Annotated in this window: 18 protein-coding genes and 1 tRNA gene; 14 read left to right on the top strand and 5 right to left on the bottom strand. The window is 69.8% G+C overall.

Translation table 11 applies throughout. The annotated features are described in order from the left end of the window. Positions 1 to 126 precede the first annotated feature (126 nt). The 5 genes from lysS to AC3IPY_RS15840 all read left to right on the top strand — a co-directional run bounded on the left by lysS (position 127) and on the right by AC3IPY_RS15840 (position 7,172). The gene (gene lysS, locus AC3IPY_RS15860; RefSeq protein ID WP_489185227.1) at positions 127 to 1,668 is read left to right on the top strand and encodes a lysine--tRNA ligase; all 1,542 of its coding nucleotides are present in this window, start codon (positions 127 to 129) and stop codon (positions 1,666 to 1,668) included. Positions 1,669 to 1,729: 61 nt separating this feature from the next. Beyond that, positions 1,730 to 1,873: a hypothetical protein gene (locus AC3IPY_RS15855; protein ID WP_489185226.1), complete on the top strand. Its 144-nt coding sequence runs from the start codon at positions 1,730 to 1,732 to the stop codon at positions 1,871 to 1,873. 134 nt (positions 1,874 to 2,007) lie between these two features. Further along, a complete protein-coding gene (locus AC3IPY_RS15850; protein ID WP_489185225.1) occupies positions 2,008 to 2,208 on the top strand; it encodes a hypothetical protein in 201 nt (66 codons plus the stop codon). Between the two features lie 4 nt (positions 2,209 to 2,212). Next, positions 2,213 to 3,688: a cardiolipin synthase gene (cls, locus tag AC3IPY_RS15845; protein WP_489185224.1), complete on the top strand. Its 1,476-nt coding sequence runs from the start codon at positions 2,213 to 2,215 to the stop codon at positions 3,686 to 3,688. A gap of 355 nt (positions 3,689 to 4,043) precedes the next feature. Then, a complete protein-coding gene (locus AC3IPY_RS15840; RefSeq protein ID WP_489185223.1) occupies positions 4,044 to 7,172 on the top strand; it encodes a M14 family zinc carboxypeptidase in 3,129 nt (1,042 codons plus the stop codon). Positions 7,173 to 7,302: 130 nt separating this feature from the next. Here the strand turns inward: AC3IPY_RS15840 and AC3IPY_RS15835 are convergent, their stop codons facing one another. Next, positions 7,303 to 8,358, bottom strand: coding sequence for a pirin family protein (locus AC3IPY_RS15835; RefSeq protein ID WP_489185221.1), 1,056 nt, complete (start codon positions 8,356 to 8,358; stop codon positions 7,303 to 7,305). Between the two features lie 56 nt (positions 8,359 to 8,414). On the opposite strand from AC3IPY_RS15835, the gene AC3IPY_RS15830 reads away from it, so the two are divergent. Further along, the gene (locus AC3IPY_RS15830) at positions 8,415 to 8,870 is read left to right on the top strand and encodes a hypothetical protein (RefSeq protein ID WP_489185220.1); all 456 of its coding nucleotides are present in this window, start codon (positions 8,415 to 8,417) and stop codon (positions 8,868 to 8,870) included. Here the strand turns inward: AC3IPY_RS15830 and AC3IPY_RS15825 are convergent. Continuing rightward, positions 8,863 to 9,105: a helix-turn-helix domain-containing protein gene (locus AC3IPY_RS15825; RefSeq protein WP_489185219.1), complete on the bottom strand. Its 243-nt coding sequence runs from the start codon at positions 9,103 to 9,105 to the stop codon at positions 8,863 to 8,865. The genes AC3IPY_RS15830 and AC3IPY_RS15825 overlap by 8 nt on opposite strands. Then, positions 9,105 to 9,728: a hypothetical protein gene (locus AC3IPY_RS15820; RefSeq protein ID WP_489185218.1), complete on the bottom strand. Its 624-nt coding sequence runs from the start codon at positions 9,726 to 9,728 to the stop codon at positions 9,105 to 9,107. Before AC3IPY_RS15820 ends, AC3IPY_RS15825 begins: the two co-directional genes overlap by 1 nt. Positions 9,729 to 9,906: 178 nt before the next feature. Between AC3IPY_RS15820 and AC3IPY_RS15815 the strand changes: the two genes are divergently transcribed. From AC3IPY_RS15815 to AC3IPY_RS15800, 4 genes are all read left to right on the top strand, one after another. Continuing rightward, positions 9,907 to 12,432: an ATP-dependent Clp protease ATP-binding subunit gene (locus AC3IPY_RS15815; RefSeq protein ID WP_489185217.1), complete on the top strand. Its 2,526-nt coding sequence runs from the start codon at positions 9,907 to 9,909 to the stop codon at positions 12,430 to 12,432. A 236-nt stretch (positions 12,433 to 12,668) separates the two neighbouring features. Continuing rightward, on the top strand, positions 12,669 to 13,175 hold the full coding sequence (locus tag AC3IPY_RS15810; protein ID WP_489185216.1) for an amino-acid N-acetyltransferase: 507 nt from the start codon (positions 12,669 to 12,671) through the stop codon (positions 13,173 to 13,175). Positions 13,176 to 13,261: 86 nt separating this feature from the next. After that, entirely contained in the window at positions 13,262 to 13,897 is a 636-nt protein-coding gene (locus AC3IPY_RS15805) for a hypothetical protein (protein ID WP_489185215.1), read from the top strand. Between the two features lie 167 nt (positions 13,898 to 14,064). Beyond that, complete coding sequence (locus tag AC3IPY_RS15800) at positions 14,065 to 14,484, top strand: SseB family protein (protein ID WP_489185214.1); 420 nt, start codon at positions 14,065 to 14,067, stop codon at positions 14,482 to 14,484. A 124-nt stretch (positions 14,485 to 14,608) separates the two neighbouring features. On the opposite strand, the gene radA is transcribed toward AC3IPY_RS15800, so the two are convergent. Continuing rightward, positions 14,609 to 15,970 (bottom strand): DNA repair protein RadA, encoded by a 1,362-nt coding sequence (gene radA / locus AC3IPY_RS15795; RefSeq protein WP_489185213.1) that lies wholly within the window; start codon positions 15,968 to 15,970, stop codon positions 14,609 to 14,611. A 199-nt stretch (positions 15,971 to 16,169) separates the two neighbouring features. On the opposite strand from radA, the gene AC3IPY_RS15790 reads away from it, so the two are divergent. The 4 genes from AC3IPY_RS15790 to AC3IPY_RS15775 all read left to right on the top strand — a co-directional run bounded on the left by AC3IPY_RS15790 (position 16,170) and on the right by AC3IPY_RS15775 (position 18,361). Then, on the top strand, positions 16,170 to 17,462 hold the full coding sequence (locus AC3IPY_RS15790; protein WP_489185212.1) for a peptidoglycan-binding domain-containing protein: 1,293 nt from the start codon (positions 16,170 to 16,172) through the stop codon (positions 17,460 to 17,462). Beyond that, positions 17,459 to 17,752 (top strand): hypothetical protein, encoded by a 294-nt coding sequence (locus tag AC3IPY_RS15785; RefSeq protein WP_489185211.1) that lies wholly within the window; start codon positions 17,459 to 17,461, stop codon positions 17,750 to 17,752. Before AC3IPY_RS15790 ends, AC3IPY_RS15785 begins: the two co-directional genes overlap by 4 nt. Before the next feature lie 78 nt (positions 17,753 to 17,830). After that, positions 17,831 to 17,920, top strand: a tRNA-Ser gene (locus tag AC3IPY_RS15780). Positions 17,921 to 18,175: 255 nt separating this feature from the next. Then, positions 18,176 to 18,361 (top strand): hypothetical protein, encoded by a 186-nt coding sequence (locus tag AC3IPY_RS15775; protein WP_489185210.1) that lies wholly within the window; start codon positions 18,176 to 18,178, stop codon positions 18,359 to 18,361. A 35-nt stretch (positions 18,362 to 18,396) separates the two neighbouring features. On the opposite strand, the gene AC3IPY_RS15770 is transcribed toward AC3IPY_RS15775, so the two are convergent. After that, positions 18,397 to 19,077 carry a DUF6766 family protein gene (locus AC3IPY_RS15770; protein WP_489185209.1) on the bottom strand — a complete coding sequence of 227 codons (681 nt, stop codon included), beginning with the start codon at positions 19,075 to 19,077 and terminating at the stop codon, positions 18,397 to 18,399. Positions 19,078 to 19,096: the final 19 nt, after the last annotated feature.

The following is a 19,096-nucleotide window of genomic DNA, read 5'->3' as shown; positions in this document are numbered from 1 at the left end:
GGGGTGCTGGCCGGCCAAGCGGTGCCAAAGTGCCAGAGTGTCGGCTGGTCGGAGTACGCGCGGAGCATCCGCCCAGCCCCGCCTGAGTAGGCTGGTCGGGCACGTGCCCCGCGACGAGAGAGAACGATGGCCGAGACCCAGACGGATGCCGCCCCCACGGGCGGCGCCCAGCCCGCAGACGAGCCCACCGCGGCCGAGATCTCCGAGCAGAAGGCCGTGCGCCTCGCCAAGCGCGAGCGCCTGATCGCGGCATCCGACGACCTCGGCGGCGGCGCCTACCCGGTGCGCCTGCCGATCACCACGACCATTCCGCAGGTGCGCGACCGGTTCGTCGGCCTCGGCGTCGACGAGGCGAGCGGCGAGCAGGTCGGCCTCGCCGGCCGCGTCGTGTTCTCGCGCAACACCGGCAAGCTCTGCTTCGCGACCCTGCAGTCGGGCGACGGCAGCCGCATTCAGGCGATGGTCTCCCTCGCCGAGGTGGGCGAGGCGTCCCTCGCCGACTGGAAGGAGCTCGTCGACCTCGGCGACCACGTCTTCGTCGCCGGCGAGGTCATCACGAGCCGCCGCGGCGAGCTCTCGATCATGGTGCACGAGTGGCAGATCGCGTCCAAGGCGATCCTCCCGCTGCCGAACCTGCACAACGACCTCAACGAAGAGACCCGGGTGCGCAGCCGCTACCTCGACCTCATCGCCCGCGAGCAGGCGCGCAAGAACGTGCTCGACCGCGCCAAGGCGAACGCGAGCCTGCGCCGCACCTTCGCGGGGCTCGGCTTCGTCGAGGTCGAGACGCCCATGCTGCAGGTCATGCACGGCGGGGCATCCGCTCGCCCGTTCGTGACCCACTCGAACGCCTTCGACACCGAGCTCTACCTGCGCATCGCGCCCGAGCTGTACCTCAAGCGCGCCGTCGTCGGCGGCATCGAGCGTGTGTTCGAGATCAACCGCAACTTCCGCAACGAGGGCGCCGACTCCACGCACAGCCCCGAGTTCGCGATGCTCGAGGCCTACGAGGCCTACGGCGACTACACCACGATGGCCGACCTCACGCAGCGCCTCATCCAAGACGCCGCGCTCGAGACGAGCGGCTCGCACGTGGTCACCTGGGCCGACGGCACCGAGTTCGACCTCGGCGGCGAGTGGGACCGCATCTCGATGTACGGCACCCTCTCCGAGGCGGTCGGCGAGCAGATCACCGCCGAGACCCCGATCGAGCGCCTGAAGCAGCTCGCCGACGAGGTCGGCGTCGAGGTCGAGCACCCGCTGCCCGGCAAGTACGTCGAAGAGCTCTGGGAGCACCACATCAAGTCCGGCCTCGTGCGCCCGACGTTCGTCATGGACTTCCCGCTCGACACCTCGCCGCTCGTGCGCGCGCACCGCAGCATCCCGGGCGTCGTCGAGAAGTGGGACCTCTACATCCGCGGCTTCGAGCTGGCCACCGGCTATTCCGAGCTCGTCGACCCGGTCGTGCAGCGCGAGCGCTTCGTCGAGCAGGCCAAGCTCGCCGCGGGCGGCGACCCCGAGGCCATGCGTCTCGACGAGGAGTTCCTGCGCGCCCTCGAGTTCGGCATGCCGCCGTCGGGCGGCATGGGCATGGGCATCGATCGACTCCTCATGGCGCTCACGGGTCTCGGCATCCGCGAGACGATCCTCTTCCCGCTGGTCAAGTGAGCGTCGGTCGGGTGGCCGCCGGTCGAGTGGCGAAGCGTATCGAGACCAATCAGGAGCAGCGATGAACGACTACCTCCCCAAGAGCGAACTCGAGCCCGAGCAAGATCCCAAGCGTCCGTCGAACACGCGCCTCGGCATCTGGATCGTCGTCGGCGCCATCGGCCTCTACCTGGTCGGGTCGGGCATTTGGGGCCTGCTCACCTGAGCCGCGGCTGAGCCGCGCTAGCGCGTGTCGATCAGCCCAGCAGGCGGGCGCCGGCGACGTCGAGCGGATGCCTCGGGGCAGTCGCCCGGTCGCGGCATCCGGATTCCCAGCAGAACCACGTATTCTGGTGGCCTATGAATGATTTCTGGGCGAATGCGATCTGGTCGCTCGCGCCGACCGTGCTCATCGGACTCATCTTCTGGTTCGTGATGCGCTCGATCCTGCGCGCCGACCGCACCGAGCGTGCCGCGTACGCCCAGATCGAGGCCGAAGAGCGCGCGAAGCTGGGGCTCGAGCGCCGCCCCGAGCGCGGCGCCGACCGCACCGCCGACTGACCCGATGACGTCGGAGCAGACCGCGACGGTCACGGCGATCGTGACGTTCGCGCTGCTCGCGATCGACCTCGTGATCCGCGTCATCGCGATCATCGTCGTGCCGCGCAACCGCCGCCCGACGGCGGGCATGGCGTGGCTGCTCGCGATCTTCTTCATCCCGTACATCGGCGTGCTCTTCTTCCTGCTCATCGGAAACCCGAAGCTGCCGAAGAGCCGGCGCGACAAGCAGGCGCAGGTCGACGAGGTCATCCGCGAGTCGACGCACGGATTCGAGCGGGTCAGCGATTCGCGCATGTGGCCGTCGTGGTTCGAGGGCGTCGTGCAGCTGAACCGCAACCTCGGCTCGATGCCGCTCATCGGCTCGAACAGCGCGAGCCTCATCGGCGGCTACCAGGACTCGCTCGACCAGATGACCGCGGCGGTCGCGGGCGCCGAACGCTACGTGCACGTCGAGTTCTACATCCTCGCGCTCGACAGGACGACCGAGCCGTTCTTCGCGGCGCTCGGCGACGCCGTCGAACGCGGCGTGAAGGTCCGGGTCCTGCTCGACCACGTGGCATCCCTGCGCTCGAAGGGGTACCGGCGCACGCTTCGCAGGCTCACGGCCCTCGGCGCCGACTGGCGGCTCATGCTGCCCGTGCAGCCGTTCAAGGGCCGCTACCAGCGTCCCGACCTGCGCAACCACCGCAAGATCCTCGTGGTCGACGGCGACGTCGCGTTCATGGGCTCGCAGAACATGATCGACCGCAGCTACAACAAGCGAAGCAACATCCGTCGCGGGCTGAAGTGGAAGGAGCTCGTCACGCGGGTCGAGGGGCCGATCGTGTCGGGGCTCGACGCGATCTTCCGCACCGACTGGTTCCTCGAGTCGGGCGAAGAGCTCACGCGCGACATCGAGGACTCGTTCGACCAGCCGAGCGAGGCCCAGAACCTCGACTGCCAGGTCGTGCCGAGCGGGCCGGGGTTCCCGAACCAGAACAACCTCAAGCTCTTCCTCGCACTGCTCTACGCGGCCCGCGAGAAGCTCATCATCACGAGCCCGTACTTCGTGCCAGACGAGGCGATGCTCATCGCGATCAGCGGGGCGACGCAGCGCGGCGTGCACGTCGAACTCTTCGTCTCCGAGATCGGCGACCAGGCACTCGTGTACCACGCGCAGCGGTCGTACTACGAGGCGCTGCTGCGCACGGGCGTGAAGATCTACATGTACAAGGCGCCGTACATCCTGCACGCCAAGCACTTCACGATCGACGACGACGTCGCCGTCATCGGCTCGAGCAACATGGACATCCGCTCGTTCGAGCTCAACATGGAGGTCTCGCTGCTGGTGCGCGGGCGTTCGTTCGTTCAAGAGATGCGCGCCGTCGAAGACGAGTACCGCGCCGACAGCCGCGAGCTCACCCTCGACGAGTGGATGCGGCAGCCGATCCGCTCGACCGTGCTCGACAACCTCGCGCGGCTCACCTCGGCGCTGCAGTAGGGCGGTCAGCACAGGCGAGCGGATGCCGCGGCGCGGCGTACCGACGCCAGTAAACGTATTCCGTGCGTCACAGCCCTGAAACACAGGCTCCGTAGCGTGCTGAGCACGGTCGTCGAATGCACCAGCTGTCGGCGATCCCGTTGTGGTGCCCCCTTGATACAATGAGTGCAACAATACGCACATCGGCGGCGCATAATCGCAGCATCCATGCGCAATTCGAAAGATATAGCTCCATTTGTGCGTGCAAGACTCGTTCTCACGCACGATCGTTGCCACCCCGATGATGTGCGGGTTCCACGATGCGCCTGCGATCCAGCGCCGATCTCTCTCGACCTCGCACTCGAACTGGAGCACCATGACGTTCAGACACGTCCTCTCCGGTGTCGGGGTGGCCGCCGTTGTCGGCGCACTCCTCGTCACCGCAACAACACCGGCCGTCGCCGCGCCGCCGTCACCGGATGCACTTCCGATCACCTTCCCGATCTCGTCGCTCGTCGCGGCGCCGTCGTCATATCCGAGCCAGCCCACCCTGCCGGTTCCCGCCGACAATCCCGACGACGCCTCCATCGCCAGAGGCGCCGTGCCCTACGACGAGATCGCACCGCGACTGAACGCCCTCATGGCACAGAGCGACCGCATCTCCGCACAGGTCGTCGGGCAGTCGGTGCTCGGGCGAGACATCCACCTGGTCACGATCACGGCACCTGAGACGCCCGAGCAGACCGCGCAGCAGGCCGCATGGCGCGACGAGATCAAGCACGACGCGGCGGCGGCCGCGGCCGACGCCGAACTCATGGCGGGCTACAAGGTGCCCGTCTGGTTCAACGCGAACATCCACGGCAACGAGTGGGAGGGCACCGACGGTGTTCTGCCCTACATCGAGCACCTCGCCACGGCTCCGGCTGAAGAGGTCGCCGAGGTCCTCGACGGTTACCGCCTCTACTTCACGGTCACCAACAATCCCGACGGCCGCGCGCTCGGCCAGCGCGCGAACGGCGACGGCTTCGACGCCAACCGCGACATGATCACGGGCGTGACCCCCGAGGCGCGCATCATCCGCGACCTCGCCGGCATCATCCAGCCCACGTTCTACGTCGACCTGCACGGATACACGAACGTCCTCCAGATCGAACCGTGCGGACCGCCTCACGGCGAGAACTACGAGTACGACCTGTTCCTCCCGCATGCCTACGAGGCGGCGCTCGCGATCGAGGATGCCGTCGTCGAGGCGAACATCCCCGGCAACACCTACCTGGCCGCCAACGGCGGGGCGACGACCACGAACACCGGCAAGATCAAGATCCCCTACCGCGACATCCGCTCCGGCTGGGACGACTGGCCCCCGATCTTCACGCCGCAGTTCATCGCCTACCAGGGCGCGATCACGAACACCGTCGAGCTCCCCCTCGGCCGCACGAACAACGACGCCCAGAACCAGGCCAACACCCTGGTCAACGTCGAGGTCGCCGAGCTCGTCATCGAGACCGCGGTCGGGTACGTCGCCGACAACGCCGACGCACTGCTCGAGAACCAGATCGAGATCTTCCGCCGCGGCGACGCGGGTGAAGAACTGCGCACGATCGCGGCGGACGCCGACCCCGCAACGGTGCCCGGCCCCGACCAGTGGGCCGAGATCTGGGACGAGACCGACGTGTACCGTGCCGAGTTCCCCCGCGCGTACGTGATCCCGATGGGCGACGTCCAGCGCTCGACGACGGACGCCGCACGACTCGTCGACCAGCTCATCGCGAACGGCGTCGAGGTGTCACGCGCGACGGCCGCCTTCACGGTCGACGGCGTCGAGTACCCGGCGGGCAGCTACGTCGTCGACATGCACCAGCCGCTCCGCGGCATGGCGAACGTGCTGCTCGACGAAGGATCCGACATCTCCGAGCGCGTGCCCGACATGTACGACATCTCCGCATGGAGCCTCGCACTGCTCTGGGGAGCCGATGTCATCGACGTCGGATCCACGACGGATCCTGACCTGCCGATGCCGGTCGAGGCCGTCGACGCGTCGGCGCCGACCGGTGTCGTTCCCGCCGAGGGTGCCTACCTCGAACTCGCAACGCCCGGCGCGGCCGAGTACCAGGCGATCAACGCGCTGCTCGACGCCGACGTGCCGGTCTCGCAGTTCGAGGACGGCAGCGTCATCATCGCCGGCTCGTCGCGGGATGCCGCCCAGGTCGTCGCCGACGCTTACGGCGTGGCATTCACTCCGTCGGACGGTCTCCGACTGCGCCAGGAGCCGAGCGTGGGCCTCGACGACCTGACGGTCGCCTACTCGGGCACGCAGGACGACCGCGTCACGCTGCAGCGACTGGGGTTCACCGACATCGTGCCGGTGACGGCGGCGGCAATCGCCTCCGGCACCGTCGACCTGTCCACGACCGACGTGCTCTGGGTCGGTGGCAACCTCGCATTCACCGGTGCGAACGCCGCGGGCACCGCGAAGGTCGAGGAGTTCGTCGCCGCGGGCAAGGGCGTCGCGGGCAAGGGCACCGCGATCGCGGCGTTCGCGAACACGTTCGGGCTCACGAGCGTCACCGCGACGAGCGGGACGAGCGGATCGAACGGCATCGTGCACGTGACCGACACCGAGTCGGGGCTGCTCTCGACGTATGCGCAGGACACGGCGTTCGTCTATCCGGCCGTATGGTACAGCGGGCTCGGCGAGAATGCCGAGGTCGAGCAGACCTACGCCGCCGCCGACACGTTCGTCTCCGGCCACTGGGCCGCCGGCGACGGCCGTTCGACGACGGACGCCGCAGGCCAGGCCTCGATCGTGACCGCGACGGCCGAGAGCGGCTCGCGTCTGGCCATGCTCGGTACCTCGGTCAACTTCCGCACCCACCCGGTCGGGTCCTACCCGGCCATCGCCCGCAGCCTGTACTGGGTCGCCGGCGAGGGAGCTGCGGTCGTCGGGCCGATCATCGAGGAGGACCTCACCGACGAGACGCGCGGTGGCGTGACGCTGCCCGATTCCGTCGAGGCCGGCCAGACCGCGCGCGTCACGCTCGAGGGCGATCACGAGGGGACGGCCTTCCAGACCGTGCTGTTCTCGACCCCCGTGCCGCTGGGGGCGAAGACCGTCGACGGCGGAGGGTTCGAGGTGACCATTCCGGTGGAGACCGAGCCGGGCACGCACCGCCTGGCCCTCGTCACCGAGTCGGGTGCGCTCTTCGGCTGGGACGACTTCACGGTCACGGCGGTCGTCGACCCCGAGGTTCCGGGTGAGACCGAGGTGCCGAGTGAGCCCGAGGTGCCGGGCGGCACCGAGACGCCGGTGGATCCAGGTACGGGCGGATCGGGCGACGGCTCGGGCAGCGGCTCCGGGACGGCGGGCTCCGGCTCCGCCGGCGACCTCGCCCACACCGGCGTCTCGATCGCCCTGCCGATCGGCATCGGCGTAGGCGTGCTCCTGCTCGGCGCAGCTGCTCTGCTCATCGCACGCCGTCGTCGGGGTGAGGCCCTGAGCGAGTAACCGGGTCGGATCGAGGGGCGCCGCGGGCGCGATGCGCGAGCATCGTCGGCCGCGGCGTTCCGCGTCCGGTGCCGTCAGATGATCGCACGCCGTCGCCGCTCGAGGAGGCGCCCCGGCGCCGCACCGAGACCTACGCGCGCGGCTTCAGCCGCACGGTCGGCAGTTCGGGTGCCGGCAGCGGCGCACCGTCGAAGCCCTCGACGGTGCCGAAGCGCCCGTCGGCGTCGCCCCTGGCGATGACGTCGGCCTGCCACTGCCGCCGGAACTCGGCGATCTCGTCGTGGTTCCGGCCGATGAAGTTCCACCACATCACGAGCTCCTCGCCGAACGGCACGCCGCCGATGAGCACCACGCGGGCGGGCGAGTGCGGTTCCGCCCGCAGGCGGACGCCCTCGTGGCCGACCGCGACGTAGCCGAGCTCGGCGCGCTCGAGGCGGGTCGTGTGCCCGGCCACGGCGACCGGGTCGGCGCCGTCGTCGGCGTCGTCGGCCTCGCCCTCGAGCGCCGGAACGGTCGCCGTCACGGGGCCGAGGTCGACGAGCAGGCCGTGCTCGAACGCGGGGTCGAGCTCGATCCACGCCTCGCCGCCCGGCGGAAGCTCGATCTGCGCGCCCACGAGGGGAGAGAAGACGGTGACGGATGCCTCGGCGTCGATGCCCGGCAGCGCGCCGGCGAACACGCGCACGACCGCCTCGTCGACCTGCACGGACTCGATCTCGGCGTGCTCGAAGAACGGAGCGACGCCTCGCGACGCATCGGGCAGGGCGACCCAGAGCTGCACGCCGTGCAGCGTCGTCGTCGCGACGGTCGAGACCTCGGAGTGGGCGATGCCGCGACCCGCGGTCATCAGGTTGACCGCGCCGGGGCGCACGAACTCGGTGCTGCCGGTGCTGTCGTGATGCTCGATCTCGCCCTCGAAGAGCCAGCTCACGGTCTGCAGTCCGGTGTGCGGATGCGGCGGAACGACCATGCCGCCGGATGCCGCGACCAGGTCGGGCCCGTAGTGGTCGGCGAAGCACCACGCGCCGATCGTCGTGCGGCCGCGCTGGGGGAGCGTACGCCGCACGTCCATGGCCCGCGGTCCGCCCAGCGGAACGTCTCGCGGGGCGAGCACCTGGATCGCGGCGGCATGCGTATGCTCGGGCGGGCACACCAGCTCGACGGGGTCGCGTTCGAGATTGCTCATGCCCGCATGCTAGCCCCGGCGCGCGCCGAACACGGTCGAACCGATACCATTACGGCATGCAGTCCTCCCTCATCCTTCGTCGTGCAGGCGTCGTGGCCGTGGCCGTGGCATCCGTCTTCCTGCTCTCCGCGTGCAACCCCAGCCCCCGACCCGTCGAGGACTTCAGCGGCCTGCCCGTGAGCGACCACGAGGGCGATGCCGAGGGCAACACCGAGAGCCCGGTCGGCGACGAGGGCCTCTCGGCCCAGTGGGTCGGCCAGGGCGGCCAGATCGCCATCACGGTCTCGGGCAGCTCGACGTGCCCGCCCGTCGGCACGCGCATCAACGTCGTTGACGCCGCCGACGAGGGCAACCGCGTGTCGGTCGACCTCGCCGAGCTGCCGGCCGACCAGCCGTGCACCATGGACTTCGTGCCGCACACCACCGTCTTCTGGACGCCGGTGTTCGTGACCCCGACCCAGCCGCTCGTGGTCGAGGTGGGCGAGCAGTCGTTCACCCTGCCGATCAAGTAGTCGGTCGGCGGCGACGAACGAGCAGGTCGCCGATCTCGCAGTCGAGGGCCTCGCAGATCGCTTGAAGTGTCGAGAAGCGGATGGCTCGTGCCCGGTCGTTCTTCAGCACGCTGAGGTTCACCACGGTGACGCCGACGAGTTCGCTCAGGCGGGCGAGCGTCATGCCGCGGGCCTCGAGCAGTTCGTCGAGCCGGCAGTGCACGTCGGATGCCTCGTCGGGTTCGGCCGGCGCCATCAGACGAGCCCCTCGGTGTCGCGCTGCAGGCGCTGCCCGATCTCGAACGCGCCGGCGACGATCGCAAGCGCGATCGACCAGCCGATCGGGGCGGGGTCGATCACGACCAGAAACGGGACGAGTTCGTCGATGCCGAAGTGCGCGGCCGTCTCGGCATGCGCGATTCCGGTGAGCAGGGGCGCGGCGAGCCCGGCGATGAGCACGAGAATCGCGACGACCCCGATGCCCAGTGTTGCCGAACGAACGAACGGCTTGCCGACGAAGACTCGGAGGCACAGCCACGCGAGCATGGCGCACACGCCGATCGGGGCGAGGGAGCCGGTGAGGTCGGCACCGATGAGTGCCGCGCGCGCGGCATCGGGAAGCGCGCGCACCGTGACATCCGGAGCGGCGCTCGTCACCGACACGACAGCGGGGGACGCGAACGTGGTCGTGAGGGGTTCGGCGACCATTGCACCGAACAGCGTCGTTTCGGCGGCGGTCGCGACGTCGACGATGCGGAGCACGAGGAAGACGAGGCTCAGGACGCCGATGGATACGGCGGCGCCTGCGACGAAGCCGAGCACGATCTTCTCTGCGAGCCCCGTGACGCGGCGGGCGGTCGACGTCGTGTTGCGAGACATCCGATGCTCCTCTCCATATCGAAAAACGATGGTATCGATGATCGATATGGTACGAAACCCCGCGGTCCGGTGTCAAGCGCCGGTGCGCCCACGGCGAACACCGGCCCACGCGGCATCCGTGCTGGTTACGCTCGATGTATCGGCGCCCCCTGCCCTGAGGGGTCGAGAGGAGTAGAGCATGTTCGAGAGATTCACCGACCGAGCCCGTCGTGTCGTCGTCCTGGCCCAAGAAGAGGCCAAGATGCTCAACCACAACTACATCGGCACCGAGCACATCCTGCTCGGGCTCATCCACGAGGGTGAAGGCGTCGCTGCCAAGGCGCTCGAGTCGCTCGGCATCTCGCTCGACGCCGTGCGCGAGCAGGTCCAGGACATCATCGGCCAGGGCCAGCAGCAGCCGACGGGGCACATCCCGTTCACGCCGCGCGCCAAGAAGGTGCTCGAGCTCTCGCTCCGCGAGGCGCTGCAGCTCGGCCACAACTACATCGGCACCGAGCACATCCTGCTCGGGCTCATCCGCGAGGGCGAGGGCGTCGCCGCCCAGGTGCTCGTGAAGCTGGGCGCCGACCTCAACCGCGTGCGCCAGCAGGTCATCCAGCTGCTCTCCGGCTACCAGGGCAAGGAGCAGGTGCAGGTCGGCGCGAACGACCAGCAGCAGCCCCAGGGCGGCTCGCAGATCCTCGACCAGTTCGGCCGCAACCTCACGCAGGCCGCGCGCGAGTCCAAGCTCGACCCCGTGATCGGGCGCGAGAAGGAGATCGAGCGGGTCATGCAGATCCTCTCGCGTCGCTCCAAGAACAACCCGGTGCTCATCGGCGAGCCCGGCGTCGGCAAGACCGCCGTCGTCGAGGGCCTCGCGCAGGCCATCGTGAAGAACGAGGTCCCCGAGACCCTGAAAGACAAGCAGCTCTACTCGCTCGACCTCGGCTCGCTCATCGCCGGTTCGCGGTACCGCGGCGACTTCGAGGAGCGCCTGAAGAAGGTCACCAAAGAGATCCGCACGCGCGGTGACATCATCGTCTTCATCGACGAGATCCACACCCTCGTGGGTGCCGGTGCCGCCGAGGGCGCCATCGACGCGGCCTCGATCCTGAAGCCGCTGCTCGCCCGCGGTGAGCTGCAGACCATCGGCGCCACCACGCTCGACGAGTACCGCAAGCACTTCGAGAAGGATGCCGCGCTCGAGCGCCGCTTCCAGCCCATCCAGGTGCAGGAGCCGTCGCTGCCCCACGCGATCAACATCCTCAAGGGGCTGCGCGACCGCTACGAGGCGCACCACAAGGTGTCCATCACCGATGGCGCCATCGTGGCCGCGGCGAACCTCGCCGACCGCTACATCAGCGACCGCTTCCTGCCCGACAAGGCGATCGACCTGATCGACGAGGCCGGCGCCCGCCTGCGCCTCTCGATCCTCTCGAGCCCGCCCGAGCTGCGCGAGTTCGACGAGAAGATCGCCGTCGTGCGTGCCGCGAAGGAGACCGCGATCGAGGAGCAGGACTTCGAGAAGGCCGCATCCCTCCGCGACGAGGAGAAGAACCTCCTCGGCGAGCGTCTGCGCCTCGAGAAGCAGTGGAAGGCCGGCGACGTCAAGACCACCGCGGTCGTCGACGAGGGCCTGATCGCCGAGGTGCTCGCACAGGCCACCGGCATCCCCGTCTTCAAGCTCACCGAAGAGGAGAGCTCGCGTCTCGTCTTCATGGAGAAGGCCCTGCACGAGCGCGTCATCGGTCAGGAGGAGGCCATCTCGGCGCTCTCCAAGACGATCCGCCGCACGCGCGCCGGCCTGAAGGACCCGCACCGCCCGTCGGGCTCGTTCATCTTCGCCGGCCCCACCGGAGTCGGCAAGACCGAGCTCGCGAAGGCGCTCGCCGAGTTCCTCTTCGACGACGAGGCCGCCATGATCTCGCTCGACATGAGCGAGTACGGCGAGAAGCACACCGTCTCGCGTCTGTTCGGCGCCCCTCCCGGATTCGTCGGGTTCGAAGAGGGCGGCCAGCTCACCGAGAAGGTGCGCCGCAAGCCGTTCTCGGTCGTGCTCTTCGACGAGATCGAGAAGGCGCACCCCGACATCTTCAACTCGCTCCTGCAGATCCTCGAAGAGGGTCGCCTGACCGACGGTCAGGGCCGCGTGGTCGACTTCAAGAACACCGTCATCATCATGACGACCAACCTCGGCACGAAGGACATCTCGAGCGGGCCTGTCGGCTTCGCCCTCGAGGGCGACTCGCGCACCGGGTACGATCTCATGCGCGGCAAGGTGAAGGAGGAGCTGAAGAAGCACTTCAAGCCCGAGTTCCTGAACCGCGTCGACGAGATCATCGTGTTCCCGCAGCTCTCCAAGCCCGAACTGCTGCAGATCGTCGACCTGTTCCTGAAGCGCCTCGGCGACCGCATGCTCGACCGCGACATGACGGTCGACCTCACGGTTCCCGCCAAGGAGCGCCTCATCGAGCTCGGCTACGACCCGGCCCTCGGTGCTCGACCGCTGCGCCGCGCCGTGCAGCGCGAGGTCGAAGACGCGCTGTCCGAGCGCATCCTGCACGGCGAACTCAACGCTGGCGACCACGTGCACGTGGACTTCCAGAACGGCGAGTTCGTCTTCACGACCACGCAGCGTGCGCTGCCCGTGGGCGTCGGCGTCAACACGGGAGCGGCCATCGGCACCGGCCCGGCCACGCCCGACCTCGCCGCGACGGCCGACTGACCGAGCCGGCCGGCAAAGACGAGGCATCCGCTTCACCGACAGGGGTCGGACCTTCGGGTCCGGCCCCTTCGTCGGGCGTCGGGCGTCGTGCGTCGTGCGTACGGCGTCGTGCGTACCCGGTCGCGTCTGCCCGATTCGGAGTTTTGGCGACACGCCGTGTCATCGCCGCTGCAGCCCCGGCGTGTCGCAGATTCTCCGAATCCGGCAGACTCGCGCGGGCGGAATACGATGAACGGATGACCCAGTTCAGGGTGCGCGCGGCGCGCACGAGTGACGTAGCCCAGATCATCTCCCTGGTCGAACCGCTCGTCTCCCGACGCATCCTGCTCGGCAAGGAGCGGGTCGACCTCTACGGGGCGATCCAGGAGTTCCGGGTCGCCGAGGTGGTCGACGACGGGCGCATCATCGGTGCCGGCGCGCTGCACGCCATGTGGGAGGACCTCGGCGAGGTGCGCACCCTCGTCGTCGCCGACGAATGGCTCGGCCACGGCGTCGGCCACGCGATCGTCGAACGGCTCGAGGCCGACGCCCGCGAGCTCGGGCTCAGCCGGCTCTTCTGCCTCACGTTCGAGGTCGACTTCTTCTCGCGCCACGGCTTCGAGGACATGGGCGAGGAGACCGTCGCGCCCGAGGTGTACGCCGAACTCGTGCGCTCGCACGACGACGGCGTCGCCGAGTTCCTCGACCTCGCGCGCGTGAAGCAGAACACGCTCGGCAACACGCGCATGCTCAAGCGGTTCTGACCTGGCGTGAACATCGGCTTCACCGGGCATTTCGGCACGCCGGGCGCGCGCCCGCGGCATCCGCTCGCCGGTCGTACCCTGTGAGCATGTCGACGAATCAGACTTCGGCTCGACGGCACTCGCCGCAGGTGTACCGTCGGCGACGGCTGGTCGTGCTGCTCGGCCTCGTCGCCGTGATCGTCGCCGTGGTGCTCATCATCGTGCGGCCGGGCGGTGCTCAGGGCGAGCCCGACAAGGGCGGAACGCCGGCCTCGACACCGGCGACGGATGTCGCGACGACGACGATCCCGACCGAGGCGACCGCCGCCGACGGCGACCCGTGCTCGCCCGAGCAGGTCACGGTGGAACCCGTCACCGACAAGACGGTCTACGAGGCGGGCGAGCAGCCGCAGCTGTCGGTGACCATCACGAACACCGGCAAGAACGTGTGCGTGCTGAACGCCGGAACCTCGGCCCAGGTCTTCACGATCGTGAGCGGTGAGGAGCAGTACTGGATCTCCACCGACTGCCAGGTCGACCCGATCGATGCCGAGGTGTCGCTGCAGCCCGGAACGCCCGTGAGCTCGGCCGCACCGATCGTGTGGGACCGCACGCGCTCGACACCCGACACCTGCGAGGGCGCTCGCGAGGCGGTTCCCGCCGACGGAGCCTCGTACCACCTGCGGGTCTCGGTCGACGGCTACGAGTCGAAGGACCTGACGAAGCAGTTCCAGCTGTACTGAGGCGTCGCGCTCACCTCTGATTTTCACTTTTCAGGAAGGGGTGTGGGCACGCGCCGCGGATTCGGCCGAATCAGAGCCGAAACGGCCCGTGCGCCCACACCCCCTTCCTGAAAAGCGCCAGAGCGAGAACGCCGTTCGGCGTGGTAGCCGCTCGGTACGCTTGGGGGATGGCGCAGCGCAAGAAGTCGGGCAGGCCGGGCAAGGCCGCCGAGCCCGTGGAGTTTCGGTCCGAGGCGCTCGCCGCCGCGCTCGAGAAGCAGGACATCGCGGCGGTCGCGCTCGCCCTGCGGCACGGCAACACCGTGGTGCCGCTCGTGAAGCCCGGGCCGCGCGACAAGCCGCTCGACGGCGGCGAGGTGTGGACCTACCGCGACCCGAACACGGGCGACGTGGCGCTGCTGCTGTTCAGCGACGCCGCGAACAAGCCCGACAACCTGCCGCCCGCGGTCGGACTGCAGAGCCCGGCGTGGCTGCGCACCTTTCTGAAGCGCTACGAGTCGACGATCACGACCGTCTTCCTCGACATCGCCGGGCCGCACCCGATGCAGGCGCCCCCGGCCGAGCTGTTGCGGGCGCTCGAGGCCTGATGCCGCGAGCGCGGGTCCGCCGCGCAGCAGGCCGCGATGGTGCGATCCGCCGTGCACGGTCGGTCGGCCGGAACGGACGATCGGCGCGTGCGGACGGACCTGGACGACTCGTCGCGGCGGCAGGTCAGAACGCGGCGTCGAGCTCGAGCTCTCGGGCCGAGGTGCCCGCGGCGAGGGCGCGGCCCACGGCGGCCTGCACGCTGCCGACCTCGACGTCGAGGATCGTGGAGTAGCCGAGGCGACGGGCCTCGCTGCCGCGCTGCCTGGCCGAGTTCACCGGGCGCACCTCGCCGGCGAGGCTGATCTCGCCGAACGCGGCGAGATCGTGCGGCACGGCGCGGTCGCGCATGGCGGAGGCGATGGCGATGGCGATGGCGAGGTCGGCGCCCGGCTCGACGAGTCGCACCCCGCCGACCGTGGAGACGTAGACGTCGTGTTCGCCGATCTGGCGCAGGCCGGCTCGGCGTTCGAGCACCGCGAGGATCATGGCGACGCGTGACGGGTCGACGCCGTTGACCACGCGGCGCGGTTGCGGCGCCTTGGTGGCGACGACGAGCGCCTGGACCTCGACGGGGAGCGCGCGCCGGCCCTCGAGTGCGACGGTGACGCAGGTGCCGCTGACCCCCGCGCCGCGGCTGAGGAAGAGCCCGCTCGGATCGGGAACCTCGCTGATGCCTTCGCCGGTCATCTCGAAGCAGCCGACCTCGTCGGTGGGGCCGAACCGGTTCTTGAGGGCCCGCACGAACCGCAGCGAGGTCTGCCGGTCGCCCTCGAACTGGCACACGACGTCGACGAGGTGCTCGAGCAGGCGCGGGCCCGCGATGGTGCCGTCTTTGGTGACGTGGCCGACGAGGAGCACGGGCAGCTCGCGCTCTTTCGCGAGGCGGATGAGCGTGGAGGCGACCTCGCGCACCTGACCGGGCTGGCCCGCGATGCCCTCGTTCTGCGCGCTCGAGACGGTCTGCACGGAGTCGACGATGAGCAGCTCGGGCTGCACCGCGTCGACCTGGCCGATGACGGTCGCGAGATCGGTCTCGGCCGCGAGGAACAGCTCGGGCTGCAGGGCGCCGGTGCGGCCGGCGCGCAGGCGCACCTGCGCCACCGACTCCTCGGCGCTGACGTAGAGCACACGACGACCGGATGCCGCGACCCGGGCTGCGACGTCGAGGAGGAGCGTCGACTTGCCGACGCCGGGCTCGCCGCTGAGGAGGATGGCCGCGCCGGGCACGATGCCGCCGCCGAGCACGCGGTCGAACTCGCCGACCCCGCTCGGCCAGTGGCCGCGCTCTTCGGTGGTGACCTCGGTGATCGACCGGGCGACCTGCGAGGCGCCGATCGCGACGGGTTTCAGCGTGCGGGCGATGCCGGTCTGCCCGGTGGCCTCGGCCACGGTGCCCCACTGCTGGCACTCGCCGCAGCGGCCGACCCACTTGACGGTGCTCCAGCCGCACTCGGTGCAACGGAATGCGGAGACGGGTTTGGCCATGGGGAGAGCGTACGACCCGCCGCCGACATCGGCGTTGCGGCGGACGCCGCGCCGCGGCATCCGCTCGCCTTCGGATGTTCGGGTCGCGCAGTGCGCGCCGCGCGGGTCGGGCCGGACTGCCCGATCGGGCAGCCGCACGTGCCCCGAGGACTGACTCCGGCCCGCTGCGGTCGAGCACCGGGCGGGACATCCTGAGCCCATGAACCGGTCGCTCGTCGAGGGCAGCCGCGACGACGATGTCGAGCATTCGGCGCGCGCGGCGGAACACGACGGGACGACGGCGAAGTCCGCGTTCGCCGCCGCAGTCCCGTCGCCCCGCCCCGGCATCGTCGCCGTCTCGGCGATCGCGGCGCGGCCGATGCTGCACCGGCTGCAACGCTCTGCCGGAAACCGTGCGGCCAGCACGATCGTCGTCGCCCGGCAGTCGGTGGAGGAGGAGCCCGCCGGCCCGGGATCGCTCGGCCAGGCCCCGGTCGACGAGGGGCCGACCCAGCTGCCGCAGATGGGGCCGACGGCCGACACGGCGGGCGGCGCAGGCGGACAGGGGGCCGCAGCCCGGCCGATGCTCCGGCGCGGATCCGTCGGCCCGAACGTGGGCGAACTGCAGACCAAGCTCAACGAGCGCGGAGCCGAGCCGCCGCTCGCGGTCGACGGCATCTTCGGCCCGCTCACTGACGGGGCGGTCCGGGCGTTCCAGACCCGGCAGGGACTCGCGGCCGACGGCATCGTCGGCCCGCTCACGTGGGGCGCGCTGGACGCCGGGCCGGGGCCGGAGCCCGAACCTGAGCCGGAGCCCGAACCCGAGGCTGATCCGCTCGAGGGCATCTGCACGATCGAGGGGCACGGCTCATCACCGGGGGCGGTCGCGCAGGCGCGAACGCAGGCGATCGAGCTCTACGGCGGCATCGCCGCGGAGAACCGCACGCGCATGGAGGCCGATCCGATCACGATCGACGTGATCCCGCACGACAAGAAGCTCACCGAGCTGGACCCGTATGCCCACCTCGCGGGAACGCAGACCTTCGACGGCCGCGTCTGGGACGACGTGCGGGGGATCCACACCGAGGTGAACGGCGTGCGCCGGGTCGCCGTCGCCGAGGAGGACCTCGTGTCGGTCGAGGGCAAGGCCGCCAGTTACGGCCCCGGGTTCCTCGAAGCCCACGAGGGCGGGCACGGGCTGCAGTTCGCGGCGCTCACGCCCGCGCAGGTCACCCAGCTCACCGCCCTGCACACCGCCCGACTCGGGGCCAGCGGGGCCATCACGCAGACCACGCCGGCGGGCGCCGCGACCGACATGTGGCTCGATCCTGCGTGGTACTCTGCCGCGAACAAGGAGGAGTACTTCGCGAACTCGGTCGCGGCGTACCTCGGTCACCCGTACAACACCGATGAGGCGACCATCGCGAAGTACACGCGGGCCTGGCTCGAGGCGAACGACCCCGGCATGTTCACGCTCCTCGAGCAGGTCTACCAGTCCGGAGGCGCACCTTGAGCGAGACATCCGACGCTCCCGACGCACCCGCTGCCGTGCGGGAGTACCGGCTCTTCCGCGATGACCGCCTCGTGCTCGAGATCCGCGGCGAGCCCGGCATCCTCGTGAGCACCTCGGCGCCGCCGCCACTGCCGGGCACCGGGCCGGTCACCCACCCGTTCGCGACGGCGACGTTCCGCACCGCCGAGACCGAGGGCGAGCTCGGCGCGATGCTGCGCGGGGCGAGCGGCCTCGACGGATTCCTCGCCGCGGCCGCGGCGGCCGGCTACCGCGTCGAATCGATCGGCTGAGCACGCGCGTCGCCGGCCGCGGCCGTTCCCCGACGGCTCGTTTTGGACGATTGCGCGGTGTCGTCTAACATTGACCCCGGTACCGTGTCCGAGCGGCCGAAGGTGCAACTCTCGAAAAGTTGTGTGCGTGAAAGCGCACCGTGGGTTCAAATCCCACCGGTACCGCCACAGAACCCCCGATCTCCTCGCGAGATCGGGGGTTCTCTCGTTCGCGGCGTGAGGTCGGTTCGGCCGTGCAGGAGATGAGGCTCGATCCCCGTCCAGCCGGGATGAGGCCCGATCTTCTGCCGCAGCTTCCCGCACGCTGCGCGCAGGTCCAGGGGTCCGCGAGCCGTGCCATAGTGCAGGCACGCGCGGCGGGCAAGGCCCTCGACGATCGTCGGCCGCGGGGTTACGTTCGGAGCCCGAGCGAGAGGAACGACCATGTCGGATCCGGAGATCACGCCTTCAGAGCCCGCCGACGAGGATCGCGGCCGAGAGCACCACGATCGGCGGCCGTCGGGCGACGACATTCCGCTGCCGGAGGAGCAACCGGCCGGCGACGAGACCGTCGAGGCCGATACCGCATCGGGGGGCGCGCCCGCGCCGGCGGGCGACGACGACGAGTGAGCGTCGACGACGACGAGTGAACCTCGCCCGCCGCGTCACTCCGACTCGACGCTGGTGATGTCGTGCGGCGCGCCGACCGGCTTGGACTCGGAGGATCCGCGCTGCCGCAGGTAGATCGAGAGGGCGATCATGCTGCCGACCGCGAGGAACTCGGACTGCCAGTTCTGCAGGGTGCGGTTCCAGAAGTCGGCGCCGATGAGGTACTCGGCCCAGCCGATGGCCGCCGCGCCGTGCTCGGCCTGCTCGGCGTTGTACACGACCACCCCCGCAAGCGACTGGATGAGCCACGACAGCACGAAGATCGTGCCCATCACGATCAGCAGCGAGTTCGAGTAGAGCGCGTGCCGCCACCCGCGGAGCTTCGCCCACTTCGGCGAGTCGGGTCGAGCGTGGCCGTGCACGAGTTGGTCGGCGTCGCTGCCGAGCCCCTCGTCGCCGGGCTTCTTCGACTCGGGCGACCCCTTCTGCACGAGCCAGATGGTCGCGAAGATGAAGAGGAAGAACTGCAGGTACTCGGACTGCCAGTTCTCGGCGACGTCGACGACGAACTCCGACGAGCTGATGAAGTGCAGGTAGCCGACCGGATCGAGGCCGTGCGCGACCTGCTCCTCGTTGAAGGCGAAGAGGCCGGCGATCGACTGGCCGGCGAGCGCCAGCAGGAACAGCGCGCCGAACGCGATGCTCAGGCCGTGCTGCCGGGCGCCGCCGCGGGTCATCGGCCGACCGCCACGATGA

Source organism: Agromyces sp. GL_144 (genome assembly GCF_057834305.1).
Note: the sequence above shows the minus strand (reverse complement) of the source record. Positions and strands in the feature narration are given on the sequence as shown.

Coding starts and splice junctions, on each gene's coding strand:
- AC3IPY_RS15840 (WP_489185223.1), top strand. CDS start 4,044: ATGACGTTCAGACACGTCCTCTCCGGTGTCGGGGTGGCCGCCGTTGTC.
- AC3IPY_RS15815 (WP_489185217.1), top strand. CDS start 9,907: ATGTTCGAGAGATTCACCGACCGAGCCCGTCGTGTCGTCGTCCTGGCC.
- AC3IPY_RS15810 (WP_489185216.1), top strand. CDS start 12,669: ATGACCCAGTTCAGGGTGCGCGCGGCGCGCACGAGTGACGTAGCCCAG.
- AC3IPY_RS15835 (WP_489185221.1), bottom strand. CDS start 8,358: ATGAGCAATCTCGAACGCGACCCCGTCGAGCTGGTGTGCCCGCCCGAG.
- AC3IPY_RS15790 (WP_489185212.1), top strand. CDS start 16,170: ATGAACCGGTCGCTCGTCGAGGGCAGCCGCGACGACGATGTCGAGCAT.
- radA (WP_489185213.1), bottom strand. CDS start 15,970: ATGGCCAAACCCGTCTCCGCATTCCGTTGCACCGAGTGCGGCTGGAGC.
- AC3IPY_RS15850 (WP_489185225.1), top strand. CDS start 2,008: ATGAATGATTTCTGGGCGAATGCGATCTGGTCGCTCGCGCCGACCGTG.
- AC3IPY_RS15805 (WP_489185215.1), top strand. CDS start 13,262: ATGTCGACGAATCAGACTTCGGCTCGACGGCACTCGCCGCAGGTGTAC.
- AC3IPY_RS15820 (WP_489185218.1), bottom strand. CDS start 9,728: ATGTCTCGCAACACGACGTCGACCGCCCGCCGCGTCACGGGGCTCGCA.
- AC3IPY_RS15855 (WP_489185226.1), top strand. CDS start 1,730: ATGAACGACTACCTCCCCAAGAGCGAACTCGAGCCCGAGCAAGATCCC.
- AC3IPY_RS15825 (WP_489185219.1), bottom strand. CDS start 9,105: ATGGCGCCGGCCGAACCCGACGAGGCATCCGACGTGCACTGCCGGCTC.
- AC3IPY_RS15830 (WP_489185220.1), top strand. CDS start 8,415: ATGCAGTCCTCCCTCATCCTTCGTCGTGCAGGCGTCGTGGCCGTGGCC.
- lysS (WP_489185227.1), top strand. CDS start 127: ATGGCCGAGACCCAGACGGATGCCGCCCCCACGGGCGGCGCCCAGCCC.
- AC3IPY_RS15775 (WP_489185210.1), top strand. CDS start 18,176: ATGTCGGATCCGGAGATCACGCCTTCAGAGCCCGCCGACGAGGATCGC.
- AC3IPY_RS15770 (WP_489185209.1), bottom strand. CDS start 19,077: ATGACCCGCGGCGGCGCCCGGCAGCACGGCCTGAGCATCGCGTTCGGC.
- cls (WP_489185224.1), top strand. CDS start 2,213: ATGACGTCGGAGCAGACCGCGACGGTCACGGCGATCGTGACGTTCGCG.
- AC3IPY_RS15800 (WP_489185214.1), top strand. CDS start 14,065: ATGGCGCAGCGCAAGAAGTCGGGCAGGCCGGGCAAGGCCGCCGAGCCC.